13 protein-coding genes are annotated in these 17789 nt (G+C 62.0%); 7 read left to right on the top strand and 6 right to left on the bottom strand.

Translation table 11 applies throughout. The features are described from left to right. Window positions 1–19 precede the first annotated feature (19 nt). The 3 genes from hemH to ICI42_RS07110 all read left to right on the top strand — a co-directional run bounded on the left by hemH (window position 20) and on the right by ICI42_RS07110 (window position 2727). Window positions 20–1084, top strand: a complete 1065-nt coding sequence (gene hemH, locus ICI42_RS07120; RefSeq protein ID WP_188163869.1) for a ferrochelatase — start codon at window positions 20–22, stop codon at window positions 1082–1084. 118 nt (window positions 1085–1202) lie between these two features. Further along, window positions 1203–2153 carry an SPFH domain-containing protein gene (locus ICI42_RS07115; protein ID WP_188163868.1) on the top strand — a complete coding sequence of 317 codons (951 nt, stop codon included), beginning with the start codon at window positions 1203–1205 and terminating at the stop codon, window positions 2151–2153. Between the two features lie 97 nt (window positions 2154–2250). Next, a complete protein-coding gene (locus ICI42_RS07110; protein ID WP_188163867.1) occupies window positions 2251–2727 on the top strand; it encodes an NfeD family protein in 477 nt (158 codons plus the stop codon). A gap of 20 nt (window positions 2728–2747) precedes the next feature. Here ICI42_RS07110 and ICI42_RS07105 read toward each other — a convergent pair whose 3' ends face one another. Next, window positions 2748–3746 (bottom strand): KpsF/GutQ family sugar-phosphate isomerase, encoded by a 999-nt coding sequence (locus ICI42_RS07105; RefSeq protein ID WP_188163866.1) that lies wholly within the window; start codon window positions 3744–3746, stop codon window positions 2748–2750. 198 nt (window positions 3747–3944) lie between these two features. On the opposite strand from ICI42_RS07105, the gene ICI42_RS07100 reads away from it, so the two are divergent. Further along, the gene (locus ICI42_RS07100; RefSeq protein WP_188163865.1) at window positions 3945–5525 is read left to right on the top strand and encodes an outer membrane beta-barrel protein; all 1581 of its coding nucleotides are present in this window, start codon (window positions 3945–3947) and stop codon (window positions 5523–5525) included. A gap of 69 nt (window positions 5526–5594) precedes the next feature. On the opposite strand, the gene galU is transcribed toward ICI42_RS07100, so the two are convergent. Next, window positions 5595–6500 (bottom strand): UTP--glucose-1-phosphate uridylyltransferase GalU, encoded by a 906-nt coding sequence (gene galU, locus ICI42_RS07095; protein WP_188163864.1) that lies wholly within the window; start codon window positions 6498–6500, stop codon window positions 5595–5597. A 201-nt stretch (window positions 6501–6701) separates the two neighbouring features. Here galU and ICI42_RS07090 point away from each other — a divergent pair, with 201 nt between their 5' ends. Together ICI42_RS07090 and ICI42_RS07085 are read left to right on the top strand one after the other, a co-directional pair. Then, window positions 6702–7931: a lytic murein transglycosylase gene (locus tag ICI42_RS07090; protein WP_407945142.1), complete on the top strand. Its 1230-nt coding sequence runs from the start codon at window positions 6702–6704 to the stop codon at window positions 7929–7931. A 252-nt stretch (window positions 7932–8183) separates the two neighbouring features. Further along, complete coding sequence (locus ICI42_RS07085) at window positions 8184–9185, top strand: SGNH/GDSL hydrolase family protein (RefSeq protein WP_330999123.1); 1002 nt, start codon at window positions 8184–8186, stop codon at window positions 9183–9185. 59 nt (window positions 9186–9244) lie between these two features. Here the strand turns inward: ICI42_RS07085 and ICI42_RS07080 are convergent, their stop codons facing one another. The 4 genes from ICI42_RS07080 to gltB all read right to left on the bottom strand — a co-directional run bounded on the left by ICI42_RS07080 (window position 9245) and on the right by gltB (window position 16249). Next, window positions 9245–10699, bottom strand: a complete 1455-nt coding sequence (locus ICI42_RS07080) for a glutamate synthase subunit beta (protein WP_188163861.1) — start codon at window positions 10697–10699, stop codon at window positions 9245–9247. A gap of 24 nt (window positions 10700–10723) precedes the next feature. Further along, a complete protein-coding gene (locus ICI42_RS07075) occupies window positions 10724–11125 on the bottom strand; it encodes a PIN domain-containing protein (RefSeq protein WP_188163860.1) in 402 nt (133 codons plus the stop codon). Next, the gene (locus tag ICI42_RS07070; RefSeq protein ID WP_188163859.1) at window positions 11122–11391 is read right to left on the bottom strand and encodes an antitoxin; all 270 of its coding nucleotides are present in this window, start codon (window positions 11389–11391) and stop codon (window positions 11122–11124) included. The genes ICI42_RS07075 and ICI42_RS07070 overlap by 4 nt, the downstream gene beginning before the upstream one ends. Window positions 11392–11521: 130 nt before the next feature. Next, on the bottom strand, window positions 11522–16249 hold the full coding sequence (gene gltB, locus ICI42_RS07065) for a glutamate synthase large subunit (protein ID WP_188163858.1): 4728 nt from the start codon (window positions 16247–16249) through the stop codon (window positions 11522–11524). Window positions 16250–16688: 439 nt separating this feature from the next. Here gltB and ICI42_RS07060 point away from each other — a divergent pair, with 439 nt between their 5' ends. Then, window positions 16689–17741, top strand: coding sequence for a threonine aldolase family protein (locus ICI42_RS07060; RefSeq protein ID WP_188163857.1), 1053 nt, complete (start codon window positions 16689–16691; stop codon window positions 17739–17741). Window positions 17742–17789 lie beyond the last annotated feature (48 nt).

The raw sequence follows: 17789 nt of genomic DNA, 5'->3' as shown, positions 1-17789 counted from the left end.
GCGAGATCGGAGACCGACCATGACCCTCAACACCACAATTGACCTGAAGGCCGCCAAGGCTCTCGGTCCTTTGCCGCCGCAACACCCGGTGGTGAGGGTCGACAAGGTGGGCGTTCTGCTGGTCAATCTCGGCACACCCGACGCTACGGACGTCAAGTCGATGCGGCGCTACCTTAGGGAGTTCCTTTCCGACAAACGCGTCATCGAATGGCCGCGCGCGCTCTGGCTGCCGATCCTGCATGGCATCGTGCTCAACACCCGTCCGAAGAAATCGGGCGCAGCCTATGATCTGATCTGGAACAAGGAGCGCAACGAATCGCCGCTGCGCACCTTCACCCGCGCCCAGTCGGAAAAGCTCGCTATGTCGTTGGCGGATCACGACCATGTTGTGGTCGACTGGGCGATGCGCTACGGCAACCCGTCGATGGAAAGCGTCGTCCAGAAGATGCTTGCCGCCGGCTGCCAGCGCATCGTCATGTTCCCGCTCTACCCGCAATATTCGGCGACCACGACGGCCACGGTGAACGACAAGTTCTTCGAGGCGCTGATGAAGCTGCGCTTCCAGCCGGCCGTGCGCACGGTTCCGTCCTACCAGGACGAGCCGGTCTATATCGAGGCTCTCGCCCGTTCGATCGAAAAGCATCTCGCCGCGCTCGACTTCGAGCCGGAGGTGGTCATTGCCTCCTATCACGGCATCCCGCAGAGCTATTTCAAGCGCGGCGATCCCTACCCATGCCATTGCTGGAAGACGACGCGGCTTCTGCGCGAGCGGCTTGGCTGGGACGAGAAGAAGCTGATCGGCTGCTTCCAGTCGCGCTTCGGACCCGAAGAATGGATGCAGCCCTATACCGACATGACGGTGGAAAAGCTCGCCAAGGAAGGCGTCAAGTCGATTGCCGTGTTCAATCCCGGCTTCGTTTCCGATTGCCTGGAAACGCTGGAGGAAATTGCCGGCGAAGCCGGTGAAATCTTCCATCACGCAGGCGGCAAGAACTTTACCCATATTCCATGCCTCAACGACAGCGAAGAAGGCATGGCCGTGATCGAAACGCTGGTGCGTCGCGAACTGTCGGGATGGGTATGACATCCGGCGGCGAACGGCTTAGATCCACTTAGGGTCAAGAAACCGATTCCGGTTTCACGGCCGATGCGCTACGTCTGCGGGACGGATTTCAGACACCAGCCCGCCAGGAGAGAAAACCATGCAACTGACCGGTCCCGACATCATCATCCCGATCCTGGTGATTCTGGTTTTGCTGTTCCTCTTTGCATCGATCAAGACGGTGCCACAGGGAAACAACTACACGGTCGAGCGCTTTGGCCGCTACACCAAGACGCTGACACCCGGCCTCAACCTGATCATCCCCTTCATCGACCGTATCGGCGCACGCTTGAACATGATGGAACAGGTGCTCGATGTACCGACGCAAGAGGTCATCACCCGCGACAACGCCATTGTGGCGGTGGATGGGGTGGCGTTTTATCAGGTCTTGAGTGCGCCGCAGGCGGCCTACCAGGTGTCAGGTCTGGAGAACGCGATCCTCAACCTGACCATGACCAACATCAGAACGGTCATGGGCTCCATGGACCTCGACGAGTTGCTGTCGAACCGCGATGCGATCAACGATCGGTTGCTGCGCGTGGTCGACGAAGCGGCGCATCCCTGGGGCATCAAGATCACCCGCATCGAGATCAAGGACATCAACCCGCCTGCCAACATGGTCGAATCCATGGCGCGCCAGATGATGGCCGAGCGCAACAAGCGCGCCCAGATCCTGGAGGCGGAAGGCCTCAAGGCGGCTCAAGTTTTGGAAGCCGAGGGCCGCAAGGAAGCCGCCTTCCGCGACGCCGAAGCCCGCGAGCGCTCGGCGGAAGCTGAAGCGCGCGCGACGCAGGTGGTTTCCGAAGCCATCGCCAAGGGCGACGTGCAGGCCATCAACTACTTCGTGGCGCAGAAGTACACCGAGGCCCTGGCCAAGATCGGCTCTTCGAACAACAACAAGATCGTGCTGTTCCCGATGGAAGCGTCCGCGCTGATCGGCTCGCTCGGCGGCATCGGCGCCATTGCCCGCGAGGTGTTCGGCGACAGCGCAAACCCGCAACAGCCGCGCTCGACCAATCGTCCGCCTCGCATTACGCCGGATCAGGCTTAGCACCGCCTACCGAGCGCTTTGCGATGATGACGAGTGGAGCGAGCGACTTGCACCATCTCGGGTAGCCACAGGCCCGCTGCGGCTGGAGGAGAATGCGGTGATCTACGATCTGATCCTTGAGCTTGGCCCCTGGAACTGGATGCTGCTCGGCCTGGTCCTGCTCGTGCTCGAAATCTTCATGCCCGGCGTGTTTCTGCTCTGGGTCGGCATCGCGGCCTTGATCACCGGCGCGCTGTCGCTGGCCCTCGCCGGCACGGCGTTCTGGGGCTGGCAGGTTCAGGTCATCGTGTTTCTCGTGCTGGCTCTTGTCGCCGCCTTCGCAGGGCGGACCATCACAGCCAACCGCAAGGACACTAGCGACCAGCCTTTCCTCAACCGGCGCAGCGCCCAGATGGTCGGTCGCACCGCGACCCTGACCGAGCCGATCCGCGAGGGACGTGGACGCATTCAACTCGGCGATACGATGTGGCGCGTCGCCGGGCCGGATCTGCCCGCGGGCGCGCGGGTGCGCGTGGTTGCGACTGGCGAAACCGAACTCGATCTGGTTGTCGAGGAAATTCCGGCCGTTCTTTGATTCGGGCAGACGCTTGTTAATTACGCTGCGCCGACCCGCAGCAGGTCGTGGAAGTGAACCAGCCCGACCGGCTTCCCGCTTTCGACCACGACCAGCGCGCTGATGTTGTGGTCGTTCAGCATCGCAATCGCGGTTCCGGCCAGCATATCAGGCGGAACGGTCTTGGGATTGCGGGTCATGATCTCGTCGACGACGGTTTCGGCGAGGTTGCGGTCCATGTTGCGGGCGAGATCGCCATCGGTGATGATGCCCTCGAGTCTTCCGTCAGCCCCCACCACACAGACGCAGCCGAAACGCTTCAGCGACAGTTCCTTCGCCGCCGCCGGCATCTTGGTGCCGAGTGAACAGATCGGCAGTTCGTCGCCGATATGCATCAGTTCGCCCACCGGCGTCAGGCTTGCGCCCAATTGGCCGCCGGGATGGAAGGTGCGGAAATGATCCGCGGTGAACCCGCGTGCTTCCAGAAGCGCGATCGCCAGCGCATCGCCAGCGACCAGTTGCAGCAGCGTCGATGTGGTCGGCGCCAAACCGTGCGGACAGGCTTCAGCCGCCTTGGGCAGAAGGAGAACCACATCGGCCCGACGCGCCAGCGCCGAAGTCTCGCCTGAGGTGACTGCGATCAAAGGAATAGAAAACCGCCGCGAATAAGCGACGATGCCCTTAAGCTCGGCGGTCTCGCCGGACCATGACAACGCCACGATAGCGTCGTCATGTGCGATCATGCCGAGATCGCCGTGAATGGCCTCGGCAGGATGCACGAAGAAGGCCGGCGTTCCGGTGGAGGCGAGCGTTGCAGCGACCTTCGAGCCGATATGACCGCTTTTGCCGACACCGGTCACGATGGTGCGGCCCTTGATGGTTGCGAGCAACGCCACCGCATCGGCAAAAGCCGATGCCAGCCCGCTTTCGAGCGCACCGGCCAGAGCGGTCAATCCCGCACGCTCGGTCTCCACGGTTTTGAGCGCCGAGGCGATGACGGCTTCGCGGTCGATGGTCTTCTTCAAAGAGCCTGGATGCATGGCCGTGCGTTAGCGCGTCCAACCGCTTCTGTCCATGATTTCGTTGGCAAGGCATGGCCGTCGCAGGCTGCTTAAACCCCCCGTTAACCAAACCTGTTTACCGCTTGGTAAGCATGGCGCGCTTGCGCCGAGGCTATGGTGAGCATGACGGCGAGAAGACATAGACGGTCCCGCGCCCCCGGAAGGGCGATTTACGTCTTGCTGGCAACAGTGAGCGTCGTCGCCTTGCTGGCGACGCCGGCTGCCGCGCAGGACCTGCCGCCGTTGCGCGGGGAAGTCGACGAAAACGCCACCAGCCAATATCTGCTGGAACGCGACCGGCAGATGCTGCAAAACCAGCTCTATCCAGACAGCGCGCTCCAACCCGCCCAGCCCGCGGATGAGGTTCGCGGCGTCAACAGGACGGGCATATCGGAAAATCCTCTCGGGTCCGACGAGGACGCCGAAACCGCCCCCTTGGACGGCGGAGACCAAGATGCGGCGGAGGCCGAGGAAGAGGATGTCCCGGCGGCGCGCGCTCCCCTGGACGATACCGCGACAGGCGGCGTTCGGCAGCCCGCGGTGGAAACCGATCCCGGTTTCGGGCGCGCGGAGGCGGCAACACGCCAGCCTGCCGTGCAGGTTCGGCCCCGCACCGCCGTGGCCGAGCCCTATGCGGCGGAAGGCATCAGGGCCGGCTCCTTCATTCTCCGGCCCAGCGTAGAGCAGGGGCTGCGCGGCACGACCAACGCCGATTCGTCGGCAACCGGCAGATCGGCGACGATCTCCGAGACGACCATCCGGCTCAATGCCGAGTCGGATTGGTCGCGACACTCCGCACGGGTAAACGCCTACGCCACCGCCCGCCGTTCGATTTCCGGCCAGGACCTCGATGAAAATCTCGGCGGCCTCGATGCCGGACTCGATCTGGATCTGGGTCGCGACCTGACGGGCATCGGGCGCTTCAGTTATGAGGTGCGGCCTGAATCGGCGAATTCTCCGAACATCGTCGAGGGAACAGTCTCACGGCCGCTTCGGCACATCGTCACCGGCAGCGCCGGTCTTCACAAGGATATCGGCAAGCTGCGGCTGCGGCTTGTCGGCGATGTCGAGCGCGACACGTTCGAGGACGCCGAACTGTCCAATGGCGACCGGATTTCGCAGGAAGACCGCAACAGTACCACCCTGTCGGCAACATTGCGCGGCGGCTATGAGCTGTCGCCTGCGCTCATTCCCTTTGCCGAGATCCAGGCCGGCCGGAAGACATATGACAATCGTATCGATTCAGCCGGGTACCAGCGTTCCGCCGATATCTTCGCCGCGCGCGCCGGCATCGCGGTAGACCTCCGCGAGAAACTGACCGGCGAGCTTGCCCTGGGCTGGCTGCGCGAAAAGTTCGACGACGACCGGCTCGATCCGGTATCCGCCTTCACCGTCGACGGCGCGATAAACTGGTCGCCCCGGCGCGGCTGGGATGTCAGGCTCAGCGGGGCGACGCGTGCCGAGGCCGCTACCAGCGCTGGCGAAAGCGGTTCGGTGCTTTATGAAAGCCGCCTGGCCGTTACCCATGAACTGCGCCGCAACATCACCACCACAGCCGCCCTGGGCTATGCCTGGCGCGACTACGTCGGCAGCGACGACCACGACGAAACCTTCACGGCCGAAGCCAGCGCCACATGGTGGATCAACCGCTACGCCGGGCTTACCGGGCGTCTCGCCTATGAGACTCTGAAAAGCACCATGGAAGGTCGCGACTATGACGCGACCAGCGCTTTCCTGGGCGTTACGGTTCGCCGCTGAGGCGGATATATCGACATAAAAAGAGGCGAAGGCCTCGCAGCCTCCGCCTCTTGTCACGTCCTATATGAGTCAGCGCGCGACTTTGCGGCGCTCGATCGGGGTGGTCTCTTTCAGAAGACTGCCGATCGTCTCGGACATGCGGTCGTGCAAGTCGGCCCGGCCCAACGCGAAGGCCACGTTTGCTTCGACGAAGCCCTCGGGCGATCCGCAGTCGAAGGTCTTGCCCTGGTAGTGGTAGCCGTAGAAGTCCTGGTTGTTCTTCAGCTTCAGCATCGCATCGGTCAGCTGGATTTCATTGCCGGCGCCGCGTTCCTGCGTCGACAGCACTTCGAAGATTTCCGGCTGCAGGATGTAGCGGCCGTTGATGAACAGGTTGGACGGGGCAGTGCCCTGCTTCGGCTTTTCCACCATCTCGGTCAGCTCGAAGCCGTTGTGCACGTCCTTGCCGCGGCCGACGATGCCGTATTTGTGGGTCTCGGCTGGATCGCATTCCTGCACGGCGATGATGTTGCCGCCGGCCTCGTTGTAGAGATCGACCATCTCCTTCATGCAGCTCTTCTCCGACTGCATGATCATATCCGGCAAGAGCAGCGCGAACGGTTCGTCGCCGACGATCTCGCGCGCGCACCATACGGCGTGACCCAGGCCCATCGGCACCTGCTGGCGGGTAAAGCTGGTCTGTCCCGGTGCAGGCTGAAGGCGCTGCAGCTTCGCCAGAACCTCATCCTTGCCGCGCTGGGCAAGCGTGTCGTAAAGCTCGAACTGGACGTCGAAATGATCCTCGATCACCGCCTTGTTGCGGCCGGTCACGAAAATGAAGTGCTCGATGCCGGCCTCGCGGGCTTCGTCCACGACATACTGGATCACCGGGCGGTCGACGACAGTCAGCATTTCCTTGGGAACAGCCTTTGTGGCCGGCAGAAATCTGGTGCCGAGGCCCGCCACCGGGAAAACCGCTTTCCGAACTTTTTTCATTGTGCCGATATCCGTTTCTTATGGGCCTGTTCTGGCGCGTTATAGTTTCATGCCGATGTTGATGAATGCTAAATGGGTAACGCTTTTGTGTACATGACGACAAGCCAATTGAGCATTTTTGGTTCCTCTGGAAGCTATGGTAAACCTATTGCTAACCCGCATGGGCGAAGATTGATCTTCCTAAATTCTGCAAGGAGGAAAATGATGTCCGTCAACCAGGTTCTACGACGCCTGAAAAGCGCCGCAGTGGTTGCAGGCCTTTCGCTTTCCCTGCTGCTGCCCGCCGGCCAGGCCATGGCGGACGCGGGTTTCCAGCGCTGGGTGGCGAGTTTTCGGTCTGTAGCTGCGCAAAGCGGCATATCCGGCTCGACTTATGATCGCGCCTTCCGCGGCGTGACATCCGCCGACCCGGAAGTGCTGGAAAAGGCACGCTATCAGCCGGAATTCACCGCTCCGGTCTGGGACTATTTCGACAACCGGGTGCATGAGCAATCCATCACCGTCGGCCGCGAGATGGCGCGCAAGTGGAAGCCTTGGCTCGACCGGATCGAAGCCCGGTTCGGCGTCGACCGCCACATCCTTCTTGCGATCTGGTCGATGGAGTCCAATTACGGCGAAATCCTCAAGAACGATCAGGTGATGCGCAATGTCGTGCGCTCTTTGGCGACGCTGGCCTATGGCGACCAGAAGCGCGCCAAATTCGCGCGCACCCAGTTGATCGCAGCCCTCAAGATCCTGCAGCGTGGCGACATCGACGAAAGTCATCTCACCGGCTCATGGGCGGGTGCCATGGGTCATACCCAGTTCATCCCGACCAGCTACCAGGCCTATGCGGTGGACGCCGATGGCGATGGACGTCGCGACATCTGGACCTCGATTCCCGACGCGTTGGCGACTGCGGCCAATCTGCTGGCCAAGAACGGCTGGCAGGGTGGCCAGACCTGGGGCTACGAAGTACGCCTTCCCGCCGGTGGTAAATTCCCCAGCGGATCGATGTCGATCTCCAAATGGGCTTCCGCCGGGGTGACCCGCGCAAACGGCAAGGCCTTTCCGAACGGCGGCATGAATGCCGAGCTGAAAGTGCCCGACGGCCGCAGCGGCCCGGCTTTCCTGATGACCAAGAACTTCTTCGTCATCAAGCGCTACAACAACTCCGATCGCTATGCGTTGGCCGTCGGCCTTCTTGCCGACCAAATCGCCGGATACAGCGGCATGGTTCAGGACTGGAACCGGCCTTTCACCAAGCTGTCCTTCACCGAGAAACAGGAATTGCAGCAGCGCCTGTCACAATACGGCTATTATGATGGGAAGTTCGACGGAAAGATCGGCCAGGGCTCGCGTTCGGCGATCATGTCGTTCCAGTCGAAGGCCGGCCTGGACCCGGACGGCCATCCGAGCCTGGAAGTGTTGAAGAGGCTGAGAGGCCAGTAAAGAGTTTTCATGCGTCGCGCCCAAGGATCATCACTGCATAAAAGGCCTTTGCGCGCGGCGAAACTGATTCTGCTCTCGGCACTGCTCGTGCCGGGCGCAATCCTCTCCACATCCGTTTCGGCGACGGCGCAGGAAGGTGTCCTGCGCCGCGGTTTTTTCCGCGAACTTTTCGCTCCAGCGCCACCTCCGGAACCTGAACGCCGTTACTCCCGACCGCCCATCATCGTCCAACCCGGTGTAAGATCTGCCCCGGTGAGGCGCAGCAAAGCCGTGGCGACCCCACGCAAACCGCCGGAACCGGAAGTCGTCGTCGCCGAAAAAAAGGAGGACGCCCGCGTCATCCTGGTGGTCGGCGATTTTCTGGGCGGCGGTCTGGCCGAAGGCCTGTCGACGGTCTTTGCAGAAAACGCTGGCATACGCGTCGTAGACCGCAGCAACGGATCCTCTGGCCTCGTTCGCGACGACTATTTCGACTGGCCTGGCCAACTCGGCAAGATCATCGAAGAGCAAAAACCCGCCGCCGTTCTGGTCATGCTCGGCTCCAACGACCGCCAGCAGCTGAAGGTGGGCAGCGAACGCGCCGCACCCATGTCGGATGCATGGGACACCGAATATACGAGGCGAGCGGCGCAGCTCGCCAAGATCGTCACCGACAGCAAGGTGCCTGCCCTTTGGGTCGGCATGCCATCGTTCAAGGCCTCGAAGATGACCGCGGACATGGTGGCGCTCAACGACATCTACCGCACGGTCGCGTCCAAGTCCGGCATCGAGTTCGTCGATATCTGGGATGGTTTCACCGACCAGAACGGTGCCTTCGTCACCACCGGTCCCGACATCAACGGCCAGCCGGTGCGGCTTCGCTCGGATGACGGCATCAACATGACCCGCCAGGGCAAGCGCAAGATGGCTTTCTATGCCGAGAAGCCGTTGAACAAGCTGCTCGGCCTGTCCTTGGCCGGAGAAGCGCCTGTCGCCGGACTGCCCGGCGCAGCGCCTGGCGCCCTCACCTTGCCTACCGATATCGACCGCACCATGCCGATTTCGCTGAACGATCCGGAGTTGGATGGGTCGACCGAACTGCTTGGCGCCCAAGCGGGACCGAAGCAGGAACCGCGCACGCCGAGCGAGAAACTACAGGTCCTGGGCATCGCGCCGGAACCGACTCCTGGCAGAGCGGACGATTTCAAATGGGTGCCACAGCGCCGTATCACCCAATCCGCCGACGGGGCGACGACCAGCGCCATCAAACGCTGAAACCTGGCATCGATTGAAAAGCGCCCGGAGGCGCTTGTCACGGCGCGATCAGTCTTCGATCAGCGCGGTAGAACCGACTTGCCCATCAACGCTTCGTCGATGGACCGCGCGGCCTGGCGACCTTCGCGGATCGCCCAGACCACGAGCGACTGCCCGCGGCGAACGTCGCCGGCGGTGTAGAACTTGTCGACGGTCGTCTTGTAGTCGCGGTCGTTGGCCGCGACGTTGGACGAGCGGCGCGCATCGGTGGTCACCTTAAGGCTTTCGCCCATTTCCTTCAGCACGCTGTTGGTCATCGGCCCGGAAAAGCCGATGGCGATGAAGGCGAGATCGGCGCGGATGACGAATTCGCTGCCGGCGATGGGCTGGCGCTTCTCATCCACTTCGCAGCATTTCACGCCGGTCAGCTGGCCTTCTTCGCCAATGAACTCCAGCGTAGCGACCTGAAACTCGCGCTGAGCGCCTTCCGCCTGCGAGGAAGACGTACGCATCTTGGTCGCCCAATAGGGCCAGACCGCGAGCTTGTCTTCCTTTTCCGGTGGCTGCGGGCGAATGTCGAGCTGGGTGACGCGCACAGCGCCCTGACGGAATGCCGTACCGACACAATCGGACGCCGTATCGCCGCCGCCAACCACGACGACATGCTTGCCGCCGGCCAGGATCGGCTCCTGCTTCCATGCGACCGACTGGATGTCCTCGCCGCCGACGCGCTTGTTCTGCTGCACCAGATACGGCATGGCATCGAACACGCCTTCGAACTCCGTACCCGGAATGCCGGCGGGACGCGGCGTTTCCGAACCGCCGCAATAGAGCACGGCGTCATAGTCGGCCAGCAGTTCCGAAACCTTCTTGTCGACGCCAACATTGACGCCGTAGTGGAAGGTCACGCCCTCGCCCTTCATCTGTTCGACGCGGCGGTCGATATAGTGCTTCTCCATCTTGAAGTCGGGGATGCCGAAGCGCAGCAGGCCGCCGGCCTTGCTTTCGCGTTCATAGACATGCACCTCATGGCCGACGCGGCCGAGCTGCTGGGCGGCGGCCATGCCGGCCGGACCGGAGCCGATGATGGCGACACGCTTGCCGGTCTTGTGCTCAGCCGGATAGGGCCTGATATGGCCCAGCTCGTAGGCCTTGTCGGAAATCGCCTGTTCGACCGTCTTGATCGCGACGGGAATGTCCTCGAGATTCAGGGTGCAAGCTTCCTCGCAGGGCGCCGGGCAGATGCGGCCGGTGAATTCCGGGAAGTTGTTGGTCGAATGCAGGTTGCGGATCGCATTGTCCCAATCGCCATTGTAGACGAGGTCGTTCCAGTCAGGGATCTGGTTGTGCACCGGGCAGCCGGTCGGTCCGTGGCAGAATGGGATGCCGCAATCCATGCAGCGCGCGGCCTGTTTCTCGACCTCTTTGTCCGACATCGGCAGCGTGAATTCACGGAAATGCCGGATGCGGTCGGAAGCTGGCTGGTACTTGTGCACCTGCCGGTCGATTTCGAGAAAACCTGTAACCTTGCCCATGTCTGTTCCACTCAATTCGCGCTCTCAGGCGCGCAACCAATTCTCTATTTTCAGTCCTGGCAAGCGTGCGAAAGCCCGGTCGTCCGTGACGACCACCGCATCGATAGCCACAGCCTGAGCCGCTATCCAGAGATGGTTTGCCCCTATCTGATCGCCGCGCCGTTCCATCTCCACTCGCAACGCCGCGTAGCGGTCTTCAACCGGTTCTTCCAGCGACCAAACCACGATCGCCTCAAGAAACATTTCAAACTGCCGCAAACCGCGCAGATTGCTGTTTTTCTTCAGACCGAACAATATCTCGCCTTTGACGATCAGGCTCGTGCCGATCTCATCGCCTCCATGAACCCGCAGAGCCTGGTCTACCGCACCACCAGGGTTTCGAAACAGGTCGGAGATGATATTCGTATCGAGCAGATAGCGGGTCACAGTTTGATATCGTCAAGCGGCAGCAATCCGTCCTCACCCGGGTCTCCAGGAAAGTCCTCAATCGGGCCGTCCTCTTTCAGCAAGTCGAGAACCTCTACAAGCGATTTCCGTCTTATCCTTGGACGAAGATGGACTGTCCCCTCCTCATCCCGTGAGATCAACACGCTGTCGGCATCGAATTCGAACTCTTTTGGAATGCGGACCGCCTGGCTCCGACCATTGCGGAATAAGCTTACCTCCCTTTCTTTCTGGACCGGCGCCGTCATCTCTCGCCTCCATCGCTTGGCCTATGACAAAGCATAGGCCTCAGGGTGCGGGATTTCAACGACGTATGCAAGCAAACAGAAGCTGACGCCAAGACCAACTCGCTCGACGGAGCCGATGTCCGCGTCGTCATCACTCCGCAGCTACCCCCATGCGCATCCGTTCCATTTCGATCAGCGCGCGGCGGTATTCCACCGGCATGACCTTGCGGAATTTCGGCCGATAGGTCGCCCAATCGTCGAGAATGGCCTTGGCGCGTGTCGATCCGGTGTAGTGCATATGGTTCGAGATCAGTTGCACCAGGCGCTCTTCGTCGTGACGGGTCATGTCGCCCGACACGTCGACGCGGCCCTTATGCGCGATGTCGCCGCCATGGTGATGCAGCTTCTCGAGCATGTCGTCCTCTTCCGGAACCGGTTCGAGTTCGACCATCGCCATGTTGCAGCGCTCGGCAAAATCGCCTTCCTCGTCCAGCACATAGGCGACGCCGCCCGACATGCCGGCCGCGAAGTTGCGGCCCGTCTTGCCGATGACGACCACCACGCCGCCGGTCATGTATTCGCAGCCATGGTCGCCCACGCCTTCGACGACGGTGACCGCGCCGGAGTTGCGGACGGCGAAGCGTTCGCCGGCCACGCCGCGGAAGTAGCATTCGCCCTCAGTGGCGCCATACAGCACCGTGTTGCCGACGATGATCGACTCTTCGGCGACGATGTTGGTGTCTTCCGGCGGACGGATGACGATGCGACCGCCCGACAGGCCCTTGCCGACATAGTCGTTGCCGTCGCCGATCAGCTCGAACGAGATGCCTCTGGCGAGGAACGCGCCGAAGGACTGGCCGGCCGTGCCGCGCAGCTTCACCGAGATGGTGTCCTCGCGCAGACCCTTGTGCCGGTAGCGCTTGGCAACCTCGCCCGACAGCATCGCGCCGGCGGAGCGGTCGACGTTTCGGATGTTGACGTCGAGCTTGACCGGCTGGCGCGATTCGAGCGCCGGCATGGCCATCTCGATCAGCTTGCGGTCGAGCACGTCATGGATCGGGTGGTTCTGGCGTTCGGTCCAGTAGACGGCCTTGGCCGGCGCATCCGGCTTGAAGAACATCTTGCTGAAGTCGAGGCCCTTGGCCTTCCAGTGGTCGATCAGCTCGCGCTTTTCGAGAAGATCGGTGTCGCCGATGATCTGGTCGAGATGGGTATAGCCCATCGCCGCCAGAAGCTCGCGCACCTCTTCGGCCACATAGAAGAAGTAGTTGATGACATGCTCGGGCGCACCCTTGAAACGCTTGCGCAGCACCGGATCCTGGGTGGCGACGCCAACCGGGCAGGTGTTGAGATGGCACTTGCGCATCATGATGCAGCCCGCGGCGATGAGCGGCGCGGTTGAGAAACCGAACTCGTCGGCGCCCAGAAGCGCGCCGATGACCACGTCGCGCCCGGTTCTGAGGCCACCGTCGACCTGCAGCGCCACGCGGCTGCGCAGGCCGTTCAGCACCAGCGTCTGGTGCGTCTCGGCCAGGCCCATTTCCCAAGGGCTGCCGGCATGCTTGAGCGAGGTCAGCGGGGAAGCGCCCGTGCCCCCGTCATAGCCGGAGATGGTGATGTGGTCGGCGCGCGCCTTGGCGACGCCCGCCGCGACCGTGCCGACGCCGACCTCCGATACCAGCTTGACCGACACATCGGCTGTCGGGTTGACGTTCTTCAGGTCGTAGATGAGCTGCGCCAGATCCTCGATCGAGTAGATATCGTGGTGCGGCGGCGGCGAAATCAGGCCGACACCCGGTGTCGAGTGACGCGTCTTGGCAATCGTCGCATCGACCTTATGGCCGGGCAACTGACCGCCTTCGCCGGGCTTGGCACCCTGCGCAACCTTGATCTGCATCATGTCGGAGTTGACGAGATATTCCGTCGTCACGCCGAACCGGCCCGAGGCGATCTGCTTGATCGCCGAACGTTCTGGGTTGGCGCCGCCGCCGGGCAGCGGCAGGTAACGGTCCGGCTCCTCGCCGCCCTCGCCGGTGTTGGACTTGCCGCCGATCCTGTTCATGGCGACCGCCAGCGTCGAATGAGCCTCGCGGCTGATCGAGCCGAAGGACATCGCCCCTGTCGAGAAACGCTTTACGATATCGGCCGCCGGCATCACATCGGCCAGATCGACCGGCGCGCGGCCGGACTGCTCCGCCAGCCTGATCTTGAACAGGCCGCGAATGGACTGCGCCCGCGCCGTTTCGCTGTCGATCTGCGCGGAAAACTCCTTGAAGGTCTCCCACGATCCCTGGCGAACGGCGTGCTGCAACGATGCCACGGCGTCCGGCGACCAGACATGGGCCTCGCCGCGCATGCGGTACATATATTCACCGCCGACTTCCAGCGCGTTGCGCAGCACCGGATCGTCGCCGAACGCATCGGTGTGACGGCGAACCGTTTCCTCCGCCACCTCGTCAAGACCGACGCCTTCGATGTTGGTCGCAGTGCCGGTGAAATACTTCTGCACGAAGTCGGTCTTCAGGCCGATGGCGTCGAAAATCTGGCCGCCGCAATAGGACTGGTAGGTCGAGATGCCCATCTTGGACATGACCTTCAGGATGCCCTTGCCGATCGACTTGATATAGCGCGAGACCACCTCGTAAGCGTCGACCTCTTCGGGCAGTTCGCCGTTCTTGTGCATGCCGAGCAGCGTGTCGAAGGCGAGATAGGGGTTGATCGCTTCCGCGCCGTAGCCGGCAAGGCAGCAGAAATGATGCACTTCGCGCGGCTCGCCCGACTCCACGACCAGACCCACGGACGTGCGAAGGCCCTTGCGGATCAGATGATGATGCACGGCAGCCGTCGCCAGCAGCGCGGGGATCGCGATGCGGTCGGGTCCGACCTGCCGGTCGGACAGGATGATGATGTTGTAGCCGCCGGCAACCGCCGCCTCCGAACGCTCGCATAGACGGTCGATGGCGCCGGACATGCCGGCCGCACCTTCCACGGCACTGTAGGTGACATCGATGGTCTTGGTGTCGAAACGGTCCTCGGTATGGCCGATGGACCGGATCTTCTCCAGATCGCCATTGGTCAGAATCGGCTGGCGCACCTCGAGCCGCTTCTTGCGCGAAGAGCCAACCAGATCGAAGATGTTCGGGCGGGGCCCGATGAACGACACCAGACTCATCACCAGCTCTTCGCGGATCGGATCGATCGGCGGATTGGTGACCTGCGCGAAGTTCTGCTTGAAGTAGGTGTAGAGCATCTTCGACTTGTCCGACATCGCCGAAATCGGCGTATCGGTACCCATCGAACCAACAGCTTCCTGGCCCGTGGTAGCCATCGGCGCCATCAGAAGTTTGGTGTCTTCCTGCGTGTAGCCGAAGGCCTGCTGGCGGTCGAGCAGCGACACGTCCTTGCGCAGCGCGCGCGGCTCCACCGGCTTCAGATCCTCGAGGATCAGCTGCGTGTTGGCGAGCCAGGTCTTGTAGGGGTGACGCGTCGCGATCTCCGCCTTGATCTCCTCGTCGGAGATGATGCGCCCCTTCTCTGTGTCGATCAAAAGCATCTTGCCGGGCTGCAGCCGCCACTTCTTGACGACGTGCTTTTCCTCGACCGGCAGCACGCCGGCTTCGGACGCCATGATGATGCGGTCGTCGTCGGTGACGATGTAGCGAGCAGGACGCAGGCCGTTGCGGTCCAGCGTCGCGCCGATCTGCCGGCCGTCGGTGAAGGCGACCGCCGCCGGGCCGTCCCACGGCTCCATCAGGGCCGCGTGATACTCGTAGAACGCCTTGCGGTCGGCATCCATCGACTTGTTGCCGGCCCAGGCTTCCGGGATCAGCATCATCATCGCATGGGTCAGCGAATAGCCGCCCTGGAACAGGAATTCGAGCGCGTTGTCGAAGCAGGCCGTATCCGACTGCCCCTCATAGGAAATCGGCCACAGCTTGGAGATGTCGTTGCCGAACAGTTCGGAATCGACGGATGCCTGCCGCGCTGCCATCCAGTTGACGTTGCCGCGCAGCGTGTTGATCTCGCCATTATGCGCCACCATGCGATAAGGATGCGCCAGCTTCCATGACGGGAAGGTGTTGGTCGAGAACCGCTGGTGGACCAGCGCGATCGCCGTCTCGAAATCCGGGTCGCTCAGGTCCTTGTAATAGGCGCCGACCTGGTAGGCCAGGAACATGCCCTTGTAGACGATGGTCCGCGACGACATCGACACGATGTAGAAACCGTTGTCGCGGCCTTCGGTCTCCGCATAGATGCGGCCCGAAATGACCTTGCGCAGCACATAAAGCCGCCGCTCATAATCGTCGTCGCTCTCGATGCCCGGCGCACGCCCAATGAAGACCTGCATGTGCACAGGCTCCGAAGCGGCGATATCGGGCGCCTTCGACAGCGATTCGTTGTCGACCGGAACAGCGCGGAAACCGATCAGCGGCTGGCCTTCGGCATGGGCGACATCGGCGATGATGCCTTCGATGTGCTTCTGCAAGTCAGGGTCGCGCGGCATGAACAGATGACCGACCGCATAATGGCCGGGCTCGGGCAGTTCGATGTCCTGCTTGGCCATTTCCTTGCGGAAAAACTTGTCCGGAATCTGGACGAGCATGCCCGCGCCATCGCCCATCAGCGGATCGGCGCCCACCGCGCCGCGATGGGTGAGGTTCTCAAGCATGAACAGGCCGTCCTTGACGATCTGATGCGACTTCACGCCCTTCATCTGCGCGATGAAGCCGACGCCGCAGGCGTCATGTTCGTTGCGCGGATCGTAAAGGCCATGCGCGGCATAGCCGGTGGTGGTTCGGAGCGCGGCTTTGACGGCGGCCGCTTTCGTCTGCACGGCCGGCACAATCTCCGTCGTCACAGATGGCGTCATATCCGTCATCGTCCTTCCTCCGTTGCAGCCCTTTCGGGCGTCATGTACCGCGATGGCTGGCCTGTTTGGGTGGCCCATCTCCGGACTCGACATTTCGAAAAACTGAGGCTGACGCGAAATGCGCAGCCCGACTCCTCTACCCGGCACACCGAAACCGGACGAGCGCATTTTACGCCAATCCGGATGGAGTGTGTCGGACAAAATAAGACAGCACTACTGTCCTAAATTTTGTATGCCAGAATTCCATTGGCGTTACAAGACTGATTCACAAATTTGCCCAAGCCTTGGCGACATAAAGTTTCGTCAGACAGGGCAGTTGCGCAAGATCGCATCCGTGACTGGAGATAGCGGCTCGCCGGAGATATGCAAACTGGATGGTGCAGTCTTGATCTTCAAGCCGCGAAAGAGCCAAGGTCACCATCGAAATTTGCCTGATGGATCGTCATACATGTTCTTCGCTTCCGACAACTGGGCCGGCGCCCATCCGCTCATCGCGGAAAAGCTTGGGAAAAATGCCTCGGGCTTCAGCGCGGGTTACGGATCCGGCGATCTCGACAAGCAGGTCTACAGGACTTTCTCCGAGATTTTCGAGCGTGAGGTGGCCGTGTTCTTCGTTGCCACCGGCACCGCGGCCAACGCGCTGTCGCTGTCGAGCGTGAATCGGCCGGGTGGTGTGACATTCTGCCACCGCGGCGCACATATTGTGGAAGACGAGTGCGGCGCGCCCGAATTCTTCACCGGCGGTGCGCGCCTTTGCCCTGTCGACGGGCCCTTGGGCCGCATGGAACCGGCTCTCCTTCGGCAAGCCATCGCCAGATATCCCGCCGAATTTGTCCATAGCGGTCAGCCCATGGCGATCTCGATCACCCAGGCCACTGAAATGGGCACGCTGTTTTCGCTGGACGACATCGAGACGATCTCGGCAATCGCCTCGGAAAACGGCTTGCCGCTGCACATGGACGGAGCCCGATTCGCCAACGCCCTGGTGGCGCTCGACACCACGCCGGCGGAGATGACCTGGAAACGCGGCGTCGACATTCTTTCCTTCGGCGGCACCAAGAACGGCTGCTGGTGCGCGGAGGCGGTTGTCCTGTTCGATCTCGACAAGGCCAAGGAGTTCGCTTTTCTGCGCAAGCGCGCCGGCCAGCTCTTCTCCAAATCGCGTTTCATCTCCGCCCAGTTCGACGCCTATTTCGAAGGCGGGTTGTGGCTTGAGACCGCGCGCCACGCCAACGCCATGGCGACAAAACTCGCCGATGCCATCGGCACCTCCGGGTCGGCGCGTCTCGGCTGGGAACCTCAGGCAAACGAGGTGTTCCCGATCCTCAAGAAATCCGATGTCGAGCGCCTGAAAGCAGAAGGCGCCGTGTTCTATGACTGGCACGCGCCAGTCGACTTTGACGGCGAGATCGCCAGTGACGAAACCTTGTGCCGCCTTGTCACCAGTTTCGCGACGACGGACGAGGACGTCGAGCGTTTTGCGGCAACACTTGCCCGATAAAATGAAAGCGGCGCCCGAAGGCGCCGCTCGCTCCCTGGGAGGAGACAG

It is taken from the genome of Oryzicola mucosus, assembly GCF_014534685.1.
Lineage (GTDB): Bacteria > Pseudomonadota > Alphaproteobacteria > Rhizobiales > Rhizobiaceae > Oryzicola > Oryzicola mucosus.
Note: the sequence above shows the minus strand (reverse complement) of the source record. Positions and strands in the feature narration are given on the sequence as shown.

Coding starts and splice junctions, on each gene's coding strand:
- ICI42_RS07080 (WP_188163861.1), bottom strand. CDS start 10,699: ATGGGCAAGGTTACAGGTTTTCTCGAAATCGACCGGCAGGTGCACAAG.
- ICI42_RS07060 (WP_188163857.1), top strand. CDS start 16,689: ATGTTCTTCGCTTCCGACAACTGGGCCGGCGCCCATCCGCTCATCGCG.
- ICI42_RS07115 (WP_188163868.1), top strand. CDS start 1,203: ATGCAACTGACCGGTCCCGACATCATCATCCCGATCCTGGTGATTCTG.
- gltB (WP_188163858.1), bottom strand. CDS start 16,249: ATGACGGATATGACGCCATCTGTGACGACGGAGATTGTGCCGGCCGTG.
- ICI42_RS07105 (WP_188163866.1), bottom strand. CDS start 3,746: ATGCATCCAGGCTCTTTGAAGAAGACCATCGACCGCGAAGCCGTCATC.
- hemH (WP_188163869.1), top strand. CDS start 20: ATGACCCTCAACACCACAATTGACCTGAAGGCCGCCAAGGCTCTCGGT.
- galU (WP_188163864.1), bottom strand. CDS start 6,500: ATGAAAAAAGTTCGGAAAGCGGTTTTCCCGGTGGCGGGCCTCGGCACC.
- ICI42_RS07070 (WP_188163859.1), bottom strand. CDS start 11,391: ATGACGGCGCCGGTCCAGAAAGAAAGGGAGGTAAGCTTATTCCGCAAT.
- ICI42_RS07090 (WP_407945142.1), top strand. CDS start 6,702: ATGATGTCCGTCAACCAGGTTCTACGACGCCTGAAAAGCGCCGCAGTG.